The sequence below is a fragment of the Maribacter sp. 2-571 genome (assembly GCF_050589625.1).
Lineage (GTDB): Bacteria > Bacteroidota > Bacteroidia > Flavobacteriales > Flavobacteriaceae > Pelagihabitans.
In genome coordinates, this window is record NZ_JBNGOP010000004.1 from 253,019 (window position 1) to 275,398 (window position 22,380).

The 22,380-nt window shown below is 45.1% G+C and carries 15 protein-coding genes and 1 pseudogene; 7 read left to right on the top strand and 9 right to left on the bottom strand.

Annotation, left to right across the window (positions count from 1 at the left end; genetic code table 11):
• Window positions 1-67 precede the first annotated feature (67 nt).
• The gene (locus ACRD7P_RS05055) at window positions 68-610 is read left to right on the top strand and encodes a YfiT family bacillithiol transferase (protein ID WP_430906423.1); all 543 of its coding nucleotides are present in this window, start codon (window positions 68-70) and stop codon (window positions 608-610) included.
• 414 nt (window positions 611-1,024) lie between these two features.
• Here ACRD7P_RS05055 and ACRD7P_RS05060 read toward each other — a convergent pair whose 3' ends face one another.
• Window positions 1,025-1,579 (bottom strand): thioredoxin family protein, encoded by a 555-nt coding sequence (locus ACRD7P_RS05060; RefSeq protein WP_430906424.1) that lies wholly within the window; start codon window positions 1,577-1,579, stop codon window positions 1,025-1,027.
• Between the two features lie 381 nt (window positions 1,580-1,960).
• Here ACRD7P_RS05060 and ACRD7P_RS05065 point away from each other — a divergent pair, with 381 nt between their 5' ends.
• Window positions 1,961-3,004, top strand: coding sequence for a lysophospholipid acyltransferase family protein (locus ACRD7P_RS05065; RefSeq protein ID WP_430906425.1), 1,044 nt, complete (start codon window positions 1,961-1,963; stop codon window positions 3,002-3,004).
• Between the two features lie 123 nt (window positions 3,005-3,127).
• On the opposite strand, the gene ACRD7P_RS05070 is transcribed toward ACRD7P_RS05065, so the two are convergent.
• From ACRD7P_RS05070 to ACRD7P_RS05080, 3 genes are all read right to left on the bottom strand, one after another.
• Window positions 3,128-5,659, bottom strand: a complete 2,532-nt coding sequence (locus ACRD7P_RS05070; RefSeq protein WP_430906426.1) for a M14 family metallopeptidase — start codon at window positions 5,657-5,659, stop codon at window positions 3,128-3,130.
• A gap of 102 nt (window positions 5,660-5,761) precedes the next feature.
• Entirely contained in the window at window positions 5,762-6,145 is a 384-nt protein-coding gene (locus ACRD7P_RS05075; protein WP_430906427.1) for a PUR family DNA/RNA-binding protein, read from the bottom strand.
• Window positions 6,146-6,222: 77 nt separating this feature from the next.
• The gene (locus ACRD7P_RS05080) at window positions 6,223-7,977 is read right to left on the bottom strand and encodes an ABC transporter ATP-binding protein (protein ID WP_430906428.1); all 1,755 of its coding nucleotides are present in this window, start codon (window positions 7,975-7,977) and stop codon (window positions 6,223-6,225) included.
• Between the two features lie 298 nt (window positions 7,978-8,275).
• On the opposite strand from ACRD7P_RS05080, the gene nusB reads away from it, so the two are divergent.
• From nusB to ACRD7P_RS05100, 4 genes are all read left to right on the top strand, one after another.
• Window positions 8,276-9,223 carry a transcription antitermination factor NusB gene (gene nusB, locus ACRD7P_RS05085; RefSeq protein ID WP_430906429.1) on the top strand — a complete coding sequence of 316 codons (948 nt, stop codon included), beginning with the start codon at window positions 8,276-8,278 and terminating at the stop codon, window positions 9,221-9,223.
• A gap of 269 nt (window positions 9,224-9,492) precedes the next feature.
• A complete protein-coding gene (locus tag ACRD7P_RS05090) occupies window positions 9,493-9,978 on the top strand; it encodes a DUF1573 domain-containing protein (protein WP_430906430.1) in 486 nt (161 codons plus the stop codon).
• A 24-nt stretch (window positions 9,979-10,002) separates the two neighbouring features.
• Window positions 10,003-10,296 carry a preprotein translocase subunit YajC gene (yajC, locus tag ACRD7P_RS05095; protein ID WP_430906431.1) on the top strand — a complete coding sequence of 98 codons (294 nt, stop codon included), beginning with the start codon at window positions 10,003-10,005 and terminating at the stop codon, window positions 10,294-10,296.
• 553 nt (window positions 10,297-10,849) lie between these two features.
• Entirely contained in the window at window positions 10,850-12,199 is a 1,350-nt protein-coding gene (locus ACRD7P_RS05100; protein ID WP_430906432.1) for a Gfo/Idh/MocA family protein, read from the top strand.
• A gap of 33 nt (window positions 12,200-12,232) precedes the next feature.
• Here ACRD7P_RS05100 and ACRD7P_RS05105 read toward each other — a convergent pair whose 3' ends face one another.
• Both ACRD7P_RS05105 and pepT read right to left on the bottom strand, forming a co-directional pair.
• Window positions 12,233-12,841, bottom strand: a complete 609-nt coding sequence (locus ACRD7P_RS05105; RefSeq protein ID WP_430906433.1) for a YdeI/OmpD-associated family protein — start codon at window positions 12,839-12,841, stop codon at window positions 12,233-12,235.
• A 46-nt stretch (window positions 12,842-12,887) separates the two neighbouring features.
• Complete coding sequence (gene pepT, locus ACRD7P_RS05110; RefSeq protein WP_430906434.1) at window positions 12,888-14,120, bottom strand: peptidase T; 1,233 nt, start codon at window positions 14,118-14,120, stop codon at window positions 12,888-12,890.
• A gap of 476 nt (window positions 14,121-14,596) precedes the next feature.
• On the opposite strand from pepT, the gene ACRD7P_RS05115 reads away from it, so the two are divergent.
• Window positions 14,597-17,419: a TonB-dependent receptor gene (locus ACRD7P_RS05115; protein ID WP_430906441.1), complete on the top strand. Its 2,823-nt coding sequence runs from the start codon at window positions 14,597-14,599 to the stop codon at window positions 17,417-17,419.
• 429 nt (window positions 17,420-17,848) lie between these two features.
• Here the strand turns inward: ACRD7P_RS05115 and ACRD7P_RS05120 are convergent, their stop codons facing one another.
• The 3 genes and pseudogenes from ACRD7P_RS05120 to ACRD7P_RS05130 form a co-directional block, all read right to left on the bottom strand.
• Entirely contained in the window at window positions 17,849-21,079 is a 3,231-nt protein-coding gene (locus tag ACRD7P_RS05120) for an HET-C-related protein (protein WP_430906435.1), read from the bottom strand.
• A 15-nt stretch (window positions 21,080-21,094) separates the two neighbouring features.
• On the bottom strand, window positions 21,095-21,802 hold the full coding sequence (locus ACRD7P_RS05125; protein ID WP_430906436.1) for a hypothetical protein: 708 nt from the start codon (window positions 21,800-21,802) through the stop codon (window positions 21,095-21,097).
• 113 nt (window positions 21,803-21,915) lie between these two features.
• Window positions 21,916-22,380, bottom strand: a pseudogene (locus ACRD7P_RS05130) (hypothetical protein); the annotation flags it as partial.

The window sequence follows — 22,380 nt, forward strand, 5'->3', positions numbered from 1 at the left end:
AGTAGATTATATAGGAATACCCTATCAAGGGCCGTAAAAAAGTGTTTAAGTTTAGTACTTTTATGATATGGATAACATTTCTCTAGAAAAATTAAGATACCCGATAGGAAAATTTAACGCTCCCGAGCAAATCGATGCCACCATGCTCGCCAAATGGATAGAAATCTTGGAAACCTTACCAAAGCGTTTGGAAGATATGGTTACACCGCTAAGCGAAGCACAATTGGATACGCCGTATCGCTCTGATGGTTGGACGGTTCGGCAAGTGGTACACCATGTATCGGATAGCCACCACCATAGCTATATCCGGTTTAAATGGGGGATGACCGAGAATGCACCGGTAATAAAACCCTATCTGGAAAAGGAGTGGTCGAATCTTTTCGATGCCAAAACGGCGCCAATAGCACTTTCGCTAGCGCATTTGACGGCCGTGCATGCCAAACTGGTGTATTTTTTAAAAGGGCTTTCTAGTGCGGAGTTAGAGCGGACCTTTATACACCCGGAAGGAAACGTGGAAACTACTTTGGCGGTCAATATTGGAAGATACGCATGGCATGGCAGTCATCATTTCGCCCATATCGCGGAACTCCTGAAGCGGAGAGGGTGGTAGTTTTACGGCCAAACCCTTACTTTGGTCAGTGAAGGGATTTAACGTTTTTAGCGGGTGCCAGGGCTACGAATCTTCGACAAGTTCTTGGTCCAATATGTCGGCCGGTAATTTTTATGGATTATAAAATCTAATACCGCCAACTGTTTACCGCTACTTTGACTCACTATTAAGACAGTGTTATCCTTTTCCAATAAACCGATGCATTTTGAATAGATCGCGGTTTCGTCCATTCTTTTAAACGATATATGGAAAATACAAAGGGGTTCAATTTCAAATGCCGATACTAGGTTTCGGGCTATTGTCGACTACATGGATCCCGGATAAGATTCCCGTTAAGGATACAATATCATGTGGTTTATAAACCAAAGGCACTTGTAGCTATTAGGTCTTTCGACACCTTTGAACACGGTGGGCCTACCGCCATTTAATATTGCAACCGATACTCGGTTTCTGATTTTCGGAAATCGGTCTTCCATCTAAAAGGGCATCCATTGCCCCGCTTAGGTCAGCCCCTGAAAGGGGTAAACCATTTCCCGGTCTGGAGTCGTCAAGCTGCCCCCGGTATACCAACTTCTGGGAACCGTCAAAAAGGTAGCTGTCCGGGGTACAGGCCGCATCATACGCCTTGGCGACCTCTTGAGAGGCATCATATAAATATGGAAAGGAATACCCCTCCTTCAGAGCCGTCGCCTTCATCAAGTCCGGAGCGTCTTGGGGATAGTTATCAATATCGTTGCTCGATATCGCGACAAAGGCAATTCCTTTCGCCTGATATGTTTTGGCCAACGAACTGAGCAATGGGTTCACATGGATAACAAAGGGGCAGTGATTGCATATAAACAGCACCACCGTTCCCTTCTCTCCCTTACAGTCATCAAGTGTCATTATCGTGTCGGAAACCGTATCGGGTAGTTGAAATGCAGGTGCTTGGGTGTCTAAGGGCAACATATTGCTGGGCGTTCTTGCCATATCTTCGCTGTTTTTATGGTAAAGTTAATGGATTCGAAGGTTTTTTCCGATAGCTGTGGATTTTCAAATATCGGGAGGGGATATCGCCACAGGGAAAGACCATTAAAAAGGGAACACGTTAGCGTGGCGTACCGAATGGTCAGGAAGTGTAAAAGTATGGGACTTATACAGTATCTTGAGGTCTTGTATAAGACCAATAACATTAAATCGTTCATCATTGCTATGGGAGTACCAAATACCGCCCTTTTTCTTTTTTGCACCTTCACCTGGTGTAGGGCAGGGGGAATGGCTTTTCCTGGTGCCTTTTGGGGAACATGGCATTTAAATTTTGGGCCGATACGTTTTACAATCCGGGACAGGTTGCCCACAAAAACATAGCAATTGAGGGGATTGGCCTATGGAATAATAAAAATATGGATTCGGTGTGCACTGTTTTGCTATTATGGTAAAATTCGCCGTGTAGGGGTCGGTAATGTACCAAAGAGCGGAGCGGTACTCTTATTGCCCAACCACCAAAATGCCTTGATGGATGTGCTTTTATTGGCGGTATACTGTGGCAGAAAGCCCTATTTTTTAACACGGTCGGATGTTTTTGCACATCCCTTGTTAAAACGATTTTTCACCTATTTGCAGATGCTTCCCATTTACCGTTTGCGAAATGGCAGCGCGGCCCTGCAAAAAAATTATGCCGTTTTTGAAAGCTGTGCCGACCTTTTAAAGAAGGATAGTGCAATCCTGCTTTTTCCCGAGGCTAATCACGATTTAAGAAGAAGGGTGCGTCCGCTCAGCAAAGGCTATGCCCGAATCATCCATACGGCAATCGGGAACACTCCCGATCTGAAGATCACTATCGTTCCCATAGGGCTCAATTACAGGAACGGAACGCATTTTCCCGACCGGGTATCCCTTTACTTTGGTAAACCCATTGCGGTAAACGGGGATGGGGATGATGCTTTTCTTCCCGAAAATGCCCGAAAGCTTACGGAACTATTGGCCGCCCGTATGAAAACCATAACGACCCATATCGACGATACGGACAGTTATGAACAAATCGTTTCACGATTGCATGGCAAAGGGGTGGATTTTTTAGATCCGGTATCCGTAAACAAAGTTATTGCCAACTTGGATGGCCCGGAAGAGGGGACCCGCCCAAACCGTATTTTAAAAGGTGCCCAACTTTTTTTGAAGCCTGTTTTTGTGCTCTTGAACCTGCCGGTGGTACTCGTGTGGTGGGCATTTGTAAAGCCACGAATATGGGAGCCCGAGTTTACGGCGACGCTCCGTTTTGCCTATGGCCTTTTTGCGCTTCCGATATACCTTATCATGTTGTTTTTCCTTGTAACCATATGGGCAAGTGCCTTATGGGCCGTGGTTGTGATCGGGTTTCTTTTCTTGTTCGATTTCGGATATGTAAAACTGTTTTAAGGGGCGCTGTCAAGAGGGCCAAGAATCGGTCTGTTTTTGATTCTGGCATCGGGGAGTATCGGCTACGGGCGCGCATATCCTATCGTCCTCGGCGACATTTGAAATTTTAAGGTAGAAATGGTATTACATCATGTTTCCAAAAAATATGGCATTCATAAGCAGCTTATTGGTGCCGTACCAAAAACCCCTGAAGTTGGTGTTGTCGGTAAAGGCGATAACTTTTCCGCTGCCCAGCCTTTGAACTTGGAACGGAACGCTATTCTTGATCAATTGTTGGTTTTCCTCCGAGATATAGCCGCTCAATAAAGGCTTGCCGGTGTATTGAATGGGGTTGTCATAGCTGTCCTTTGCTGGGGCCATGTAAATATTGGTATTCCGAAACAACGGTAGTTTGTTGTTCTTATACCCGTAGTTTATGGGGTGCGACCGATCGATGTTCGCTTCAAAAATAGCACCTCCGGTGACCTGGGCACCTTTAAAATCCCGTTTTTGCTCAAAAGAGATATTCTTAGCGGTCAAGGTATCCCTTTTAAATTCGAGGTCCATGAATTTGTTTTTATGGAACCATTCCACGGTATTGCGATATCCGACAAGGGTACCGCCCTGTTTTACCCAAGCTTTCAATTTTGTGGTCGTTGCTTTGTTCAAGGTGCCATCGCCCCAAAAACTTGGAAGTACGATATCGGTATAGGCATCCAAATCGACCCCAGAAATATAGGAAAGGTCGATTTTGGTAATGTTCATATCGTATCGGGTATCCAGTAAATGCCAAATTTCACCGGCATCATAAGAGCGGATCCCGTCTCCGACGAGCATGGCCACTTTTGGTTTTTTTATTGCCTCAAAATCATTGCTTCCCAAATCGATGCCCTGGGTGGCTCCCGTTTCCGTTGCGGTAATTTGAATGTTGCTTTCCGCGGCAATTTGGCCGAGCAGTTCATATAAGGCATCCGAATTCAGCTTTTGATTTTGTACGGGTACCATGATCGTTCCATAATCATAGTCCTTGCCCCCTAAGCGAAACTGAGATCGGGCGACCTTTGCACGGACTCCTTTTCGCAACAATGCCTGTAGCGCTTTTGGGGTGTAGTATTCGTGCCACTCGAACAGATAGGCGTAATCGCTTTTTGCATTTACGCGGCCTTTCGGTTGTTTAAGTTCGGTCACTAAAGGCCCTACTTGCTTTAAGCTGGCCAGTTCCGTATGGTCCACGTTAAAGGATAGGGGGAATGTCCAGGCCGATACGTCATAAAAGATACTATCGGTAAAAGTGGTGCGTTTTTCGAACATGGCACGGAGCAATCGCGGATTTTTTTGGTCCATCGGTACGATGTAACTTTTCCCTTGTTCATACTTTTTTCCGTTAAGGGTAAGCGGTTGTGCCAGTTCGTGAAATCGGATGTTGTGCCGATTTAGGATTTCGGCAAGGTGCCATGTTTTGGAAGCATCTTTTGCATCGCCAAAAAGAATCGCTTTGCCCTTGTTTTTGGCGCTTTCTTTACGGAGTTCCGAATAGTAATCACTTTGATATCGCAGGATTTTGACCCGCATGGCGTTGGCGGCGGTAATGGTAGAAACCGCGGTCGTAAATTGATTTCGGATGGTAAACGGGAAGGTAAGTAGTCCATTTTCGCTTTGTTGAACATGGCCTCTAGAGCTGCCCTGTTCAAAAAGGATACCGATACAGCCGTTTACATCGGGAAAGGTAGATCCCTTTCCGTAATAATAGTCATCAAAATTTTCCTCGGAATAATACAATGACCCTATGGCATCCAACGCTTTGGCATGGTAGGTTCCTATTTCTGCGGTGAGTTCCTGATTGCGTTTTGGCGTCAATGGATGCACTCTGCTCGGTTCTCCCGGTTGAAAGAAAAAGGTGGAATTGGTTCCCATTTCATGATGGTCCGTTAAAATGTTCGGCATCCATTGATGGAACGATCGTATCCGGGCCCTGCTTTCCGGCAGTTGCACCGGTAACCAATCGCGGTTCATATCGAACCAATAATGATTGGTGCGGCCACCCGGCCATACCTCTTGGTACTCCCTATCGTTGTTGTCGGGATTGAGCCGATTACTGCTCCGATTGGTATTCGCCCAATAGGCGAAACGTTGCAGGCCATCGGGATTGTAGGAGGGGTCCATTAAGATCACCGTATTTTTTAATATCGCATCGATTTCCGGGCCTTGCGCAGCGGCAAGGTAATAGGCATAGGCCAAACCGGCATTGGCACCACTGGGCTCGTTACCATGGATGGAAAAACCCTGGTACACCACAATGGGCATATTTTCAAGATTGGCATCCGGGACTTTTTTTTCGGTCAGACCCATATGTTGGATGCGAATGTCCTCAATTTTGTTATGGTTTTCAGGGCTTGTAATGGTGAGTAGCAGTAGCGGTCGGCCTTCAAAAGTTGCCCCGCGGTTCTCAATGGTAATACGATCGCTGACGGCGGCCAAGCGTTGCATGTAAAACTGGAGCTTATCATGGGTTACGTGCCATTCTCCCACTTCGTGCCCGATAACCTCTTTTGGTGTAGGGATCTTATCGTCATAAGTAACGCCCTGGGGTAGGTAATAGGATAGATCGGTTTGGTTTTGCGCAAACGATTGGAAGCCCAATAAAAAGATAAGGCCGATAAATAAATTGTTTTTCATTCGTTGTATGGATAAATGTCCTTATACTATTAGCTCCCTGCCCAAATTGAAAAAACGGCTTTTGAAGGAAGCCGTTTCTGAAAAATTTAAAAAAAAGATGGACTAGATATCGTCAAAGTCGATATCCGTAAAACTATCCGTTGGGGTAACTTCGCTACCCGTATCTTCGGAAGGTTCGTTTTCTTCTTTTTTATAGTCTTTCTGATGGCGTTCCGAAATGACCTCGGTCCCTTTTTCGGCTATAATGTAATCCATCATTTCACCTACATGTTCGCGAAACGATTCAAAGTCTTCTTTATAAAGGTATATTTTATGCTTCTTATAGTGAAAAGAGCCATCCTCGTGCGTGAACTTTTTACTTTCGGTAATGGTGAGATAGTAATCGCCTGCCTTGGTGCTTCTTACATCAAAAAAATACGTTCTCCTTCCAGCTCTTAAAACCTTGGAATAAATTTCTTCCTGCTCATCTGTGTGTCTTTCGCCCATGTTATGAAGTGTCTAGTTATTGGATTAGTGTTATTCTTTCAAAAATGAAAAAAAAAAGCGTATCCAACAACAATTTTTCAGTTTTCTTTCTCGGACAGTTGGTTGCGGTAAAGCTCTTGGTAGTAGCCATCTATGGCGTTCAATTCGTCATGGGTACCCTGTTGGATGAGCTTTCCATCTTCCAACACCAAAATTTGGTCGGCATTTTTGGCCGAGGAAACCCTATGGCTTACAATTAATGTAGTTCTATTCTGAGATGCCTTTTTCAGGTTGTTCAATATTTCCTCCTCGGTTTCGGTATCTACTGCGGACAGGCAATCGTCAAAAAGATAGATGTTTGGGTCCTTTAATAAGGCACGTGCTATCGATACCCTTTGTTTTTGACCGCCACTTAGGGTAATTCCCCTTTCTCCCAGTACGGTATCGTATGATTTGGAAAAACCGATAATATTTTCATGTACTACGGCATCTTTTGCTTTTGAAACGACATCCTCATCAGTGGCCTCGTTTTTGCCGAACTTAATGTTGTTTCGAATGGTATCGGAAAATAGAAAGGCATCTTGCGGAACGGTCCCGATTCCTTCCCGTAGACTGGTAAGGTTCAATTCCCTTATCGGAACATCGTCGATCAGAACCGCTCCCGAACTTACGTCGTACAAACGGGTTATCAGTTCCAGAACGGTCGATTTTCCCGAGCCCGTTTTCCCTAAAATGGCTACGGTTTCGCCTTTGTTGATCGTAAACGAAAGGTTTTGCAAGGCCGTAATTTCGGTATCTTCATAAGTGAAGGACACATTATCAAAACGGATCTTCCCCTGTATCGGGGTTTTTTCTACGACCTGATTTTGTATTTCAGGTTCTTCCTTTAAAAACATATTGATCCTTGCTTGGGAAGCCTCGGCCCTTTGTACGATGGAGGTCAGCCATCCGACAATGGCCACGGGCCAAGTGAGCATGTTCACGTAAAGGATAAACTCGGCAATGATGCCTATCGATTCAATTTCGCCGTTCATGTATTGAAGGCCACCGATGTAGATGACAAAAATATTGCTGATACCGATCATCAAAATCATCAATGGGAAGAACCAGGCATCTACCTTTGCCAGATTGATACTTTTTGTTTTTCCCTCAATGGCCAAATCGGTCGCCTCGTCGTGGATCTTGGGTTCCAGACCGTAGGCCTTGATTACCGCAACGCCAGAAAAAGACTCTTGGGTAAAGGTGGAAAATTTCGAAAGAAACTCCTGTACCTTGGTACTTCTCCGATGGATAATTTTACTGATTTTATAGATCAAAAACGATAAGATCGGAAAAGGGGCGATGGTATAGAGGGCAATGGTAGGGGCCTTTATGAACATGAGGGGGATCAAACAGGCAAAAAGCGTTAGGGCGTTCATGCCGTACATGATGGCGGGGCCTGCATACATTCGAACCTGATTGACGTCCTCGCTGATCCGGTTCATTAAATCGCCCGTTCGATTTTTTTTATAAAAATTGAGGCTGAGCCGTTGGTAATGATCGAACACTTCATTTTTAAGGTCATATTCGATATAACGGGAAACGTTTATAATGGTCTGTCGCATCAAAAATGTGAACAGTCCCGATAACAATGCCGTTGCCAGAATAATTAAAATGTATTGAAGCAAAAGTTCCCTTGCCTCCGTTTCCTGAATGGTATCGGCCGCAAAGCCTTCGATGACCTCTATCGACTTTTTTACGTAAGAGGGCATTACCAAGGAAAAAATACGGGCAATGATCGTGATGAGTACTCCCACCAATAACTTTAACCAATATTTTTTGAAGTATTTGTTAAGATGCTTGAGTTCTTTCATGTACTGGTACCGGAAATCTTTTTAAGGGAGTTTTCGGGTCGCCGAACTTTTGGTGGTTTAACGGTCCCAAAAAGCCGTAAAGATAGCGGCGTTCCGCTTAGCTAACAAATTTAGGTTGCAAAGAAAACCTTAATATCTGCTGACATACCTTTCCGTAACGCAACAAGGGTATCGCGCAGGTGCTGATAAAAAGGTCATAGGGGGTTCCATATTTAAGGCGTTGCAAACGGTGCGGTATTGGAAATAGATTCCTATTTTTGCAGGCTTAAACGAACAGGTATTTTAAAAGTTCTTTAGCATGTTAACAAGAAGACATATTCGGGTAAAGGTGATGCAATGTATCTACGCGTTGACCCAATCAAAGGACGATTCGTTGCAGAAACAGGAAACTTTTCTGAAAGCGAGCATTGAAAATATGTACACGCTCTACCTGTTAATGCTCAGTTTGTTTATAGAACTGCATGCCATGGCAAAAGACCGGCAAGCGCGCTCCGCTAAAAATTATATTTCGGAAGGCAAGGACGCCTATCCCGATCCCAAAAAGTTTGTGGAGAACCAGTTGCTGCGCCAACTCGTTGAAAACGATGCGTTACGTAACGAGATCGAGGGTCGAAAATTAAAAAATTGGTATTTGAACGAGGAGTATGTTCGGCTGATCTACAAGGCGGTCACCGAAAGCGAGGCATATCGTACTTACATGGGTTCGCCAAAAAAATCATATGAAACCGATAAGGAACTCATCGTTACCCTTTTTAGGGAAGTCATCGCCCCGAACGAAAAAATATACGAGTATTTTGAAGACGATAAGTTGACATGGGTCGATGATTTTCCCATAGTGAACACCTTTTTGGTAAAACGGTTCAAAAAGGCAAAATTGACGGAGGAAGATTCCTTTTTCCTTCCGGCATTGCTAAAAGATGAGGAAGATATGGTATTTGCGAGGGACTTATTGACCAAAACCCTTTTGAACAATGAAAAATGGGAAAAGGAAATCGAGGGCAAAACGCCCAATTGGGATAAGGAACGCATCGCCGAGATCGATGCGGTGTTATTGAAAATGGCCATTTGTGAGTTGCTCAACTTTCCATCCATTCCCGAAAAGGTAACCATTAACGAATTTTTGGAAATCGCCAAGGAATATTCCACTCCCAAGAGTAGCATTTTCATTAACGGAATTCTGGATAAATTGGTTAAGGAGTATCGAAAGGATGGCAAACTCAACAAAATGGGTAGGGGCCTGCTGTAGTGCGTTATCCCGTATTTTTTGGTTTCGGCCGATAACCTATGCAGTCCTGTTTTGATTTCTAATGCTGGTTTTCGAGTGGTTTAAAGCGGGCAGTTTTTGCATCCATGAGGTTGATATGGGAAAAGTTTAACCGACTGCTAAAAATAATTTAATTAATTTTGGCGCCGATATCATAATAAAGCAATAAGGTGCTTCGTTACCTTATAGTGCATGTTTACAAAGGCTAATCGATAAACGGCACGCGAAAATAGTAACAAAAAAGTAAAAAGATGAAAAGAGTTTTTTTGGCTTTTGGAGCCATCGCCATGTTAAGTTTAACTTCTTGTAAGGAAAACGCAGCCAGTAAAATTAATACGGCCAATGTTTCGGATGCTGCCGAAAGGGACGAAGCCGCAAAGTTGGTGCCTGTAATGACTTTTGACAAACAGGAACACGATTTTGGTACAATCGATCAAGGAACCCCGCAAGAAACGGTTTTTGCATTTACCAATACCGGTAACGGCCCGTTGATCATTACCGACGCTAAAAGTAGCTGTGGTTGTACGATACCCGAATATCCAAAGAACAAGGCCATCGCTCCGGGAGAAAAAGGAGAGATGATCGTAAAGTTCAACGGATCCGGCCAAAACCAGGTGACCAAGACCGTTACCGTTACGGCCAATACCGAAAAGGGTTCGGAGCTAATTCGTATCAAAGCTTTTGTAAACCCGAAGAACGGAGGGCCACAAGCAGCAGGACCAACAGTGGTCGAATAGACAAACCAACTATAGAACAGTTATATGGAACAGATTGGGCAGTTTGCGCCGATGATTTTAATTTTTGTGGTAGCGTATTTTTTTATGATCCGCCCACAAATGAAACGACAGAAGGACGAACGAAAGTTTGCTTCCGCGCTTAAAAAGGGCGACCGTGTCATTACCAAAAGCGGGCTTCATGGAAAAATAATGGAACTCAACGATAAAGATACCTCCTGTGTTCTGGAAACCATGGCAGGGAAGTTAAAGTTCGATCGCTCCGCTATTTCGATGGAGATGAGCAAAAAACTAAATGCACCTGCGGTCGTTAAAAAATAAGCCGTCGTTATACTATAAAATAGAAGCGCTTGTGCACTGGCACAGGCGCTTTTTTTGTTCAAACATACTGTACATTTCAAGCCTAAAATGGTATAAGGAAGTGCAATATCGAAAGGGCCGGGGGGGCGTATAAAAAAAGGAAGTCCATATTGTGCAGCGATGCCCATGTCCGGGATAAGGGTTTCGCCATGGACAACCGACTGGAACACCGCACTCTAAAAAGGGCCATTAAATAAAGGGCAAGGGACGGTACCTCCCATATACCATTGGTGAACTGGACATATATCAGGGTCAAAAAATGGCGGAACAACGACCACTGCGGCCTGTCGGCCAAATACCTTGAGGGGTACTTGGACCGGTTCTGGGACGGGGCCGGTTGAAAAACAACAGGGACCAGCACGGGGATTTTGTGCTGAAAACCGAGAATAACAGTGCCGCATACGAAAGGTACGGCAATGTCCACGATAGGGAGCAACATCCAATAGCAACGCCAACCTAAACTAGAACCTTTTGAATCTAAATCGATATCTTTAAGGTTAAAAACGGACCGAACATGAATACACGAAGAGCGTTTATAAAACAAAGTGGTTTGGTTTTGGCCGGTACTGCGGCATCGTCATTTTTTTCAATGGAACTGTTGGCACAAATGCGAAGACCGGTCAGTCCCAACGACCATATTCAGGTGGGAGTTATCGGTTGCAAGGGAATGGGTTTCTCGGATTTGTCTTCCATGTTGAAAATGAACGAGATTACCGTGGTGGCAATTTGTGATGTCGACGAGACCGTATTAGAAGAACGCCTTTCAGATCTTCAAAAAGCGGGCATTAAGAAAAAACCAAAACAATACAAGGATTACCGTAAGTTATTGGCCGATAAAGACGTGGATGTAGTCATTATTGGTTCTCCCGATCATTGGCATTGTCTTATGTTGACCGATGCGCTAAAGGCGGATAAGGATGTGTACTGCGAGAAGCCCATTGCCAATTCCATTGAAGAGGCAGATATCATGCTGGCATTGACGAACACGAGCGATCGCATTGTTCAAATTGGACAATGGCAAAGGAGTCAACCACATTTTGTAGATGCGATAAATTTTGTACACTCGGGAGCGTTAGGTGAGATCAGACTGGCCAAGGCCTGGGCGTACCAAGGTTGGATGAAGCCCGTGCCGGTACTTCCTAACGCTCCGGTACCCAAAGGTGTGGATTATGACATGTGGTTGGGACCTGCTCCAAAAGTACCGTTTAATGCCAATCGGTTTCATTTTAATTTTCGATGGTTCTGGGATTATGCCGGTGGCTTAATGACGGATTGGGGCGTTCATTTGATAGACTATGCGCTCTATGGAATGAAAGCGGCTACACCTTTATCCGTAATGGCCCTAGGAGGAAAATTTGCCTATCCGGATGATGCCTCGGAAACACCGGACACTTTGCAAACTGTTTTTGAATATAAAGATTTTTCCATCTTATGGGAACATGCCACAGGTATTGATGGGGGCAACTATGGGCGAAACCATGGTATCGCATTTATCGGAAACAACGGTACTTTGGTACTGGATAGGAACGGGTGGGAAGTCATTCCAGAAAAGGAGTTCCTTGGCTGGGGTGAGGAAAGACCCGCAAAGATGGATGCCGTGCCTTTAAAACAGGGAGAAGGAAGCGGCCTCGATCTGCATACCCGAAATTTTATAGATGCCGTCAAAAGTCGCAATGCAACAATTTTGAACGCTCCTATTCAAGTGGGCTACCAAGCCGCGTTGGTATCGCATATGGGGAATGTTGCCTATAAAACCGGAAACCGAGTGTATTGGAATGCGGAGGAACATTGTTTCAAGCAAGCGGAAGCCAACGCTTTAATGACCACCACCTATCACAATGGGTGGAAAATGCCAAAAATGTAATTGCTGTCACCCGAAAGTAAGGTAGGGTTATCGCTAAGGGTCACTTTTACGATATAACGTATTCAGTGCTTTACCAGCTTTGATCAAGGGCAGTATTTTTTTCAAACGCATTTCCTTGGTCGTCTCACGCTTTGCCGAGCGAATGTATTCGGAATAGTCTCTTTGCTGAAACGGGGAAAGCGTATCAAATGCTTTTTTAATGTCGGCCGATTTGGAGAAAACAGCGGCCAATTCCTGCGGAACGACTACTTTTGGCGCTGTCTTTTTCTTTGGGATCAGCTTAACGCCCTTTTTTTCGTTTTCAATGGCTTCCGTAACGTAGGCCAATACCGCCATGGTATCTATTGCGTTCGGCTCGTGAAACTTCCAAATACGCATGGCCTGGGTCTTTCCTTCCTGGGCATTGGAGAGCACTTGTTTTTTATCGCTTAAAAAAGCACCATTAAAGAACCAGATACAAAAATGCTTTTTAAACCGGCAAATGGACAACACATTTTTACCGTTGTAGGTATACGTAGGATACAACCACTTATAGGTTTCACTGAGCTCGGTCTTAAGAACGACTTCCCGTAATTGTTGGATACCCGCTTTAAACGGATGTTCCTCTTCAAAATACGCCGCTACCTTTTCAGAAATTTCCATGGTAATGCATCAGCCTGATAAAAATACCAAAAAAAAAGTTTTGCCCCTATGCTTGTTTTTGGGTCGCCGTCAGCTCACAAATTTTAACGATAACCTCCACCGCTTTTTGCATACTTTCTACGGGTACATATTCATATTTCCCGTGAAAATTATGTCCCCCCGCAAAAATATTGGGACAGGGCAGTCCCATAAAGCTGAGCTGCGAGCCGTCCGTTCCCCCTCTAATGGGTTTGATAATGGGGGTAATGCCCAAGGCTTCCATGGCCTGTTTTGCGGTTTCAACGATATGAAATACCGGAGCGATCTTTTCCCGCATGTTTTTATATTGATCGGTAATGGTTATCGCAATACAATCGTTGTAAAGCGAGTTCAATTTTACGGTAACATCAAGGAGCAGCTGTTTTCTTTTTTCAAACTGCTCCAGATCATGATCGCGGATGATCAATTCGAACGTGGCCTCCTCAATACTTCCCTGCATGCTGTGAATATGAAAAAAACCTTCCCTTCCAGCGGTGTTCTGAGGGGTTTCCTCAATGGGCAAGATCCACATGAACTCGTTCGCGATGCTTATAGCGTTTACCATTTTTCCTTTGGCATAACCCGGGTGAACGCTTTTTCCCCGAATACTGACTTTGGCCGAAGCGGCATTGAAATTTTCATATTCCAGTTCCCCTATCTGGCTCCCGTCCATGGTGTAGGCCCAATCGGCTCCGAACTTGGTTACATCAAAAAGATGCGCACCCCTGCCGATCTCCTCGTCAGGAGTAAAACCGACCCTGATGGTTCCGTGGGGAATCTCCGGATGTTGGATGAGGTACTCCATGGCACATATAATTTCGGTAATGCCCGCCTTGTCATCGGCTCCCAATAAAGTGGTGCCATCGGTAACGATAAGGGTCTGCCCGGTATACAATAAAAGGTCCTCAAAGTAGTCCGGGGAAAGCACGATATTTTTGTCTTTGTGCAGTAGGATGTCCTTGCCGTCATAGTTCTCAATGATGTTGGGACGTACATTGGTGCTTGAAAAATCGGGTGAGGTATCGTAATGTGAGATAAAACCGATTACCGGAACCTCCTTTTCGATGTTACTGGGCAAGGTGGCCATAATGTATCCATTATCGTCAATGGTCACCGCTTCCATTCCGATATGGGTGAGTTCGTCGACCAACAGATCGGCAAGTACCCACTGTTTTTCCGTACTGGGAGTAGTGGTCGAATTTGGATCGCTCTGTGTATCTATGGTAACATAGGAAAGAAATCGGTCGATAAGTTTTTGCATGTGTTCAAGTTAAAACAATGTTACTATTTTCAAAAATACAGTTCCATCTTTAATTAGGGCAAAAGGGTTATCAAAAAAGCAACTGGCACCAATATAAATACTACTAATGAAAAGGATAGCGTTTTGAATTCGTACGCGACTTGACCTAATTAAAGACTACCAACGGTTGTAAATAACTTATGGACAAAACTTTTTTTAAGGGTCCGAAGGTGAAATCACTCTATTTTAAAACAACTTTCCAATATTGAAGATTTTTATGAATATGTTGTTAAGAAAAAGATTATATTCATCGAATGGACGGCCAAATTAACATGAAACGGTACAATCCATGAGACAACTTAAAATAGAACAATATGAAGAAAAAAAACATGCTGTTACCTTTGGTAATGGCTTTACTAGCTGTAGCGAATGCCTGGTCTTATGGCGAGAATACGGTGCCAAAACATCTTTCTAATGAGTACTCCATCGTTGGGAATATGGCATTTCAAGAAGAGGTGAGTGGCGTTGTGACTGATGAGGATGGTGCGCCCTTGGGTGGAGCATCCGTAGTAGTAAAAGGTTCGACGGTCGGAACGGTAACCGATTTTGATGGAAATTATAGTATTTCCGCGGCGCAAGGTGACGTATTGGTCATTTCTTATATCGGTTTCGAATCGAAAAACGTAACCGTGAGCGGCAGTACCATCAACGTGCAGCTGAGCTCCGGGGTGGCGCTTTCAGAAGTGATTATCGTAGGTTCCCGTAACCCCAGCAGAACGGCTACCGAAAGTACGGTGCCCGTGGATGTTATCGATGTAAAGGAGCTCAATGCGGTTGCACCGCAGGTGAACTTGAATCAAATTTTGAACTATGTGGCCCCTTCGTTTACTTCGAACACCCAAACCATATCGGATGGTACGGACCATATCGATCCGGCCTCTTTAAGAGGACTTGGCCCCGATCAGGTGTTGGTGCTGATCAATGGTAAAAGAAGGCACACTTCTTCCCTGATCAATGTAAACGGAACCTTTGGTAGAGGGAGTGTGGGAACCGATTTAAACGCCATTCCCGCCTCGGCCATACAGCGTATCGAAGTTTTACGTGATGGTGCCGCGGCACAGTACGGATCTGATGCTATTGCTGGGGTCATCAATATCGTATTGAACAAGAGCGTAAACGAGCTAACGGCTACGGTAACGACCGGTGCCAACTTCTCCGAAAATGCGAATGGCCAGACCGGCGGGGTCGACGGGGAGTCTACCAACGTGGCCTTGAGCTATGGACTTTCCTTAGGTGATAAAGGTGGTTACCTGACCATGGCGGGCGATTTTGATGTTCGTAACGATTACAGCAGGATGAAGGAATGGGAAGGAAACGTATTCAACTTGTACAATGTAGTAGAACGTACCGCCAACGATACCGGATACAATATTGCCAATCTATTGGACGATGATGTTAGCGATGTCATCCAATTTGCGAACCAAGCGGGCATCGATTTGGGTGGAGCAACCACTAAAGAAGAGTTGCAGGGCGTTCTTTCCGCGGATGCTACGGATGCCGAATTGGCGGCAAGGGGGCAGCAAAGAAGTGACTATAACATGCGTGTGGGCCAGTCCGCTTTGCGCGGTGGTCGGTTGTTTGCCAATTTTTCATTGCCTTTGGACGATAACGGAACCGAAGTGTATTCCTTTGCGGGCATCAGTTCCCGTACGGGAAATTCTGCAGGTTTTTATCGACTGCCAAACCAGAGCAGAACGTTTACCCCCGCATATATCAATGGTTTTCTTCCGGAAATCAATTCCACCATTTCCGACCGCTCCTTTGCATTGGGTATTAAAGGAAAAGTAGGCGATTGGAATGTTGATTTGAGCAATACCTACGGAAAAAATTCCTTTTTGTATACCATTGGAAATACCTTTAACGCTTCCTTGCAAAGTGCTTCGCCAACGACATTCGATGCCGGCGGTTTTTCTTTTATGCAAAACACCGCAAATTTGGATGTAAATCAGTTTTTTGATGATGTTCTCTCTGGATTGAACGTGGCTTTTGGCGCAGAATATCGCTTGGAAAATTATGAGATAGCCGCTGGTGAAGAGGAGTCGTATTCTCAATATACGGCCGACGGACAGCAAATAACCTTGGCCTCACAACAGGCTTCTCAGGACTTTTTTGGAAATTCCAGACCAGGCGGTTCCCAGGTGTTCCCAGGTTTTAGTCCCGATAACGAACTTTCCAGGGGGCGCAGTAGTGTTGCCGGGTATGTTGATGTGGAGGCGGACTTTTCCGAAAAGTTCTTAATGAGTTTGGCCGCGCGTTTTGAAGATTATAGTGATTTTGGTTCTACCATTAACTTTAAGCTATCGTCACGTTATAAGGTGTCCGATAACTTTAATATAAGGGGAGCCGTAAACACGGGTTTCAGGGCACCGTCCTTGCACCAGATCAACTTTAATTCTACGTCAACGATATTCGACCAGAACGGAGATCCACAGGAGGTAGGTACCTTTGCAAATGATAGTAGGGCGGCCCAACTGTTGGGAATACCACAATTGAAAGAAGAGGTGTCAAAAAGTGCCAGTTTAGGGTTCACCACCAAATTGCCCGATGCGAACTTGACGATTACGGTCGATGGCTATTTTGTCAGTATCGATGATCGTGTTGTGTATACGGGACAGTTTAGTGGTCCCGGAACGGGAACGGAATTGGACAATTTGTTGCGACAGGCGAATGCCACTGCCGCATCCTTCTTTGCAAATGCGATCGATACCGAATCCAAGGGACTCGATGTGGTGTTGACGCATAAGATGGATGTGAGCGATAAATGGCGACTACAATCCGATTTGGCCGGTACGTTCTCCAATACCCGACAGGTAGGGGATATCAAAGCCTCGGACGTATTGCGAAATGCCGGTTTGGTCGACACCTATTTTCCAGAGGATAGTAGGGTATATTTGGAGGAAGCCGTACCGCGGACCAAAGTCAATTTATCGAACAGCCTACGTTCGGATGCCTTTACCTTCTTCTTAAGGAATGTCTATTTTGGAGAAGTTACGGAAGCGACCACTAACGTAGACCGCCAACAGGTGTTTGGAACCAAGATCGTTACCGATCTTTCTATTGGCTACAAAGCCACCGATGCATTGACACTCACAGTGGGTGCGAACAATTTATTGGACGTATATCCGGATAGGGCGGCACAAGAGTTGGCCGATGGTGGCAATAATCGTAGTTCGGGCCGTTTTGATTGGTCGAGAAGGGCCCAGCAATTCGGAATCGGTGGGCGATTTCTTTTTGCAAGGGTAAGTCTTGCACTGAAGTAGGTCCAACCAATTTGGCCATGATTTAGAAAGTAGGCTTTTCCCATGGGGATTAGCCTACTTTTTTGGTATTGGGAGTTCTGAAAAATTAGAAGGAGTCGCCTCCGTACGAACCGTAACGTAAATCCATAATGCTACAGGGGATTGATGATACGTCCTCTGAAAGCCTTTTGCGGCAATTGGTTAAAAACCAATACAAAACCGTAATAACCTTTAGGGGTAAATGCGATGGTTTAGTTAAAAGATATTTACTGGTATTTTGCTCTTGGCATGTTTGATAATCCTTTTACTTAATACGTTCCGGTAAGTACTTTAAAAGACTTTTTCGGTTTAGTCGGTACTATGGTTTTAAGAGATGGTTCATTTTATTTTTTTATAGCTTCTCATTTTCACTGGGCGATATCTTTGCTAAAAGGACACCATTTTTAACGGCTACCGTATAGGGTAGGGTACTCGTAATCGTTGGCCTGGTTTAATAACAGTATTGATCAGATGGTTCATTTTGATCAGGACTTCTGGGGTTGTTCGGCCCTTGACCGCTATTCCAGATAAAGTGTCGCCCGATTTAACGGTGTAAAAATTGTTGTTGGGAAGACAAGCCAGTGGTTTTGGAAATTTTTCTTCCCACTTGATCTTTATTTTCATGAGCCGATTCATTTGTTCACGACTTTTTTGCATACCGGATTCTAAAAAGTCAGTTAACGCTTTTGCATCCGTTTTTTTACCGCTTTCCTGTTCGATATAGGCTACGACCTGAGCAATTACTTTTTGGTTCTCTGCAACATACTTTTCTACATTTTCCAATGTTTCGTCTATCTCTTTAAGGGCGTGCATACTCCGATCGATCATTACACTGGGCGAGCAGGCCAAACAGACCTTTTCTCTATTTTTTTTGCCCCAGTTTCTCACGATATCGTCTTGCCAGTCCGTGGCTACCGGATGGCGAATGGCTACCCTTAGGAGATTGATTACCTCTTTAGGCTGTGCGGCACCTCCCCATACCTGAAACACTTTACCGGCTATTTTCTCCACGGCCTCAATGGCCAAGAGTGCCGAGAGTTCGTGTAACGGATGCCCGGTGTCGTCTTTCGCTACCTGGGTATGCGAGGGGTTTTTACCGATACGAAAGTTGCCGGCCTCCATGGTAGCGAGTTCCTTGTCCAACAAGGTCTGGGCATCGCCAATAATGGACGCTGCCCCTCTAATGGTAAAATAAACGGTATAGTCGAAGATCCGTCCTATAGCGGACGTGACCCAAGAAAACCCCTTTCTCAAGTTATCGGGAATATAGTCTTTGGCTTCGGCCGCGGTGTCGCGTAGTGTCAACAAGGCGTTAAAGCCCTTGGTGAACCTTCCGTTCTCCCCTTGATCTTGATTGTTGTTATTGGCACTGTCCAATTCCCGACATAATGCCTTTATGAGCATATCGGCCTGCGTGCGGTCTCCGGGCATACTTTTTACCCAAGGGTCTACTTCCGCACCGAACAAGACTTCGTTCATAATGGGCAGTCCGCTCGCGACGGTGTCCACAAGTCCAAAAGTGCCGGTAACTATGGGGATATATGCGGCAATCTGATGGTCTCCACCAAGCTCGAACCGGGGATCGTCAATTCCTTTCAACACATGATAACCGCTATTTCGGGTCATCCGTACATACTCCCGGTTATAATCATATTGGTAGCCGGTTTCATCGACCTGATCTACCCAAGGGTATACCAAGGGTTCTACCGTTTTCATGAGCGTTACCTCGGTATAATTGGTATGGGCATAAAAGTCTTCCAATGCATGCAATGCTGCGCCCAAGGCCATTTGGCAATCCCTTTTTTGAAAACCGTCTTTTTTGGCCGCCAATAACAATTGGTCCTTAATGTATTGGTAACCGGTACGATAAGGAACTCCCTCTACTTGAAACGTACGATCGGCCCTGAGATATTTTTTCATTCCATACTTAAGGTCGATTTGGTGCAATGGGTGTCCGTTATGGATGAAGCCCACAAATTTATCATAGAGTTTGCGGTCGTTTCGGTTGAAACCGTCACCGGTTTTTCCCAGCCCCATGGGATTGTCCAAATGTTCTTCGGGGCGGTAAACACCTAGGGTGTCAGGATCAATGGTCACATACTCCTCCCTTAGTTTTTTAAGATGCAGGTCGTAGCGTTCCGTCTGTGGTTTTTCGCCATCCTTGGGGTTTATAAATTCACCGGCCGCCACGATTTCCACCAAACTCGTCAAAAATTCTATCGAAAACTTTACTGGGTTCAACGCTTCGATGGTGAGCAGAAAACCGGCATCGATTTTTACGGTATGATCTTCTGATAGGGTTCTGTCCATAATACCGCCGGAACCGACCACGGTACCTTTGGTATTGTCCGTGCCCAGATTGTCCAGGGCATTGGAGAGCGGCCGTACCGTCATGGGATCGACCAGTTGGGACATATCACGCAACCAGTTGCCAAAGTAGATGGTGTCTAAAAGTTCTTGATAAAAGTCGTCATCATCCGAAATAAATCCTTTGCTAAATGCATCTTCAAAAAGTGGTAAAATGGCCTTTTCCTCAATATCTCCGTGTGCATACTGTCCAAACTTTCTTAATTTCCCCGCCTTATAAAACTCCAGATACCCGGTGGCATCATCACCGTTTTGGCGTTCTTGGGCTACATAGGCTTTAAGGTCGTTGTGCAACGGGCTGTAGTCCCATAGGAACGTTTGTGCGTTCCCGTCGATAACGGCCTCGGCAAATTGCTGTTTTTCCTGTTCCAAGGGGTTGAGGTCGTACAAATGGTAAGCAAAACTGGCACCTTCGTCGCGCAAGGCATCGGTACGCAAGGTTTCGGCGTATACATTTCGTAAAAGATAATCCAGATAATGTCCGAATTCTTCGATCAACGCGGTCATCAGCTCGCCCCGTCTGTCGTTGTCGGTGGCGGCTTCTCGTACAAATTGTTCGGCCACCCATATTTCAGGTTCGTTTTTCCGGTCGTAATAAAAGGCGGCGCCCCCACCCCCGACGGCGGTTTTTACGACCAATGTCGGGTCCAAACGGGTATGGCCGTTTTTGGCATCGACAAACAGCTCGTCATAGGCTTTGGTTGGGATGTCCGTGCCAAAAATTTTCGCCAATATGGCCATAAAATGCACCAAGTTGGTTCCTTGGGCCAACCATTGCAACTGTTCCCGGGCAAAAGTGCTGGTCAAGGTCACCGTGGTACTATCTTCGGGAATCTCTTCTACAGGTGCGGCCTCCCTTAGCTGTTGTTGAACGGCCGCTGCCATGGCCAAAGCCACCCCCGCTTTTTTGGCACCTTTATAGTCGTTTACGGTAATCTCTGGAAAGGGTATTTTATGGAGCGCCAAAGTTTGCTGTGGCGTTGCGGCCCCGATGACCACCCCTTCCTGGCCGGAAACCACCACCCCGCCATGGGCCGTGAGATCGCCCATACATACCGCGGGTACGCCGTTAAAAAGCACCCCTGCACTGCCCTGGGCAATAACGTCCACGGCGCTGGTACAGGTGCAGGTATCACCGATCAGGGCCGCTACCTTTCCATTGACCAATACCCCAAGTGCCCCCGGGCCGATGATGGGACCCCCCACATGGGCCACAGGGCCGCTGCACATGGGGCAGGTATGGAGGTCGGTAATAGTGGCTACTTTTCCAGGCATAAAAAAAGACTTTGGTTAATCGATATCTTCATTTTGGTATCGAAAAACGATTAAATCAACAGGATTCGTAGATTGCGGGTCAAATTCACCTCGCAATTGGATATGACCTGCATCTTTAACCTTATAGGGTACGGAAGAACGAAAATATAGTTTCAATTTTTCACCACCTTTATTACATTTTTTTACTTCAAAATTGTAATTATACTTGGAGAATCTAATATCATTGAAAGTATAATTGGAACTCTCTAGAAAATCCTTAAAAACCATCTTCTGATTTAAAGGTACGCCACTAATTAATTTATATTTATCATTCGGTGTCATCACGTTTTCTAATACACGGTGCAAGTATAAATAAATAGTAGAGACGATTTTGGTGTCGTCGTCTAAGAAAACCTCCAAATTTAAATGCGACCATGAAAACCCTATCCCTCTATTATAATCATGCTTACCCAATACGGCCTCCACTTCTTCCAAGGTATCGCCAAGGAAAAATGATTTTCCGTTATAGCGCATTTCGCAACCGCTAAACTCCAAACGGTGTTCTTGGGCGTTAAATGCGGCAAGTCGTTCGCGTACTTCGGGGGTGTCCTTGGCCTTGAGTTCTTTATACGGTTTTTCGCTTTCTCCGTCGATAACTTCCGTAGGTTGTTTTTGTTGCCCGAAACAGCTTGTTAAAAGCAAGGGAAACAGGAATAGGAAAAGATTTCTTATAGGTCCGCTCATTTTCCGGTGTTTTTATTCTTTAAAATAGTTCATCTTTGGTTCTTTTTTCTTTCGTCCGATATATATCTTATGGAATACCCCTTTTAATGCCGTTGATTCCATGCTCGGGATCATCAGACCACATCAATTTTGCCGGTAGTTCCCTGAATGGTATTGGTCTTTCCTTTGATATGTGTTTTTGCTCCGGATAGGGTCGCTTCGGTTGATGCCTCCACAACAACTTTTTTTCCCGTAATGGAACCGTCACCTTCGCTTAAGACCTCGATATTTCCTTTTGCCCGTATTTTGGTATCCTCTTTTGAGGAATGTGTGATTTCCTTTTCGGCAATGGCATTGATATTCCCTTTTGCCTGTAAAGTTAGGTCTTCCTGGGCGGTAAGTTGTATGTTCTTCCCTTGCATCAAAATATCCCCCTCAGAAACGATACGGATTTGGTCATCCTTGGTGGAAAGCGTTATGCTGTGTTTTTTCTCTTTGGTATAAATTGAAATCATCTCCCCGCCATCGGTATCGTTGAGTTCGATCACATGTCCGCTCCTTGTCTTAATGGCCTTGATGTTGTTGTCGGCATCGGCGAA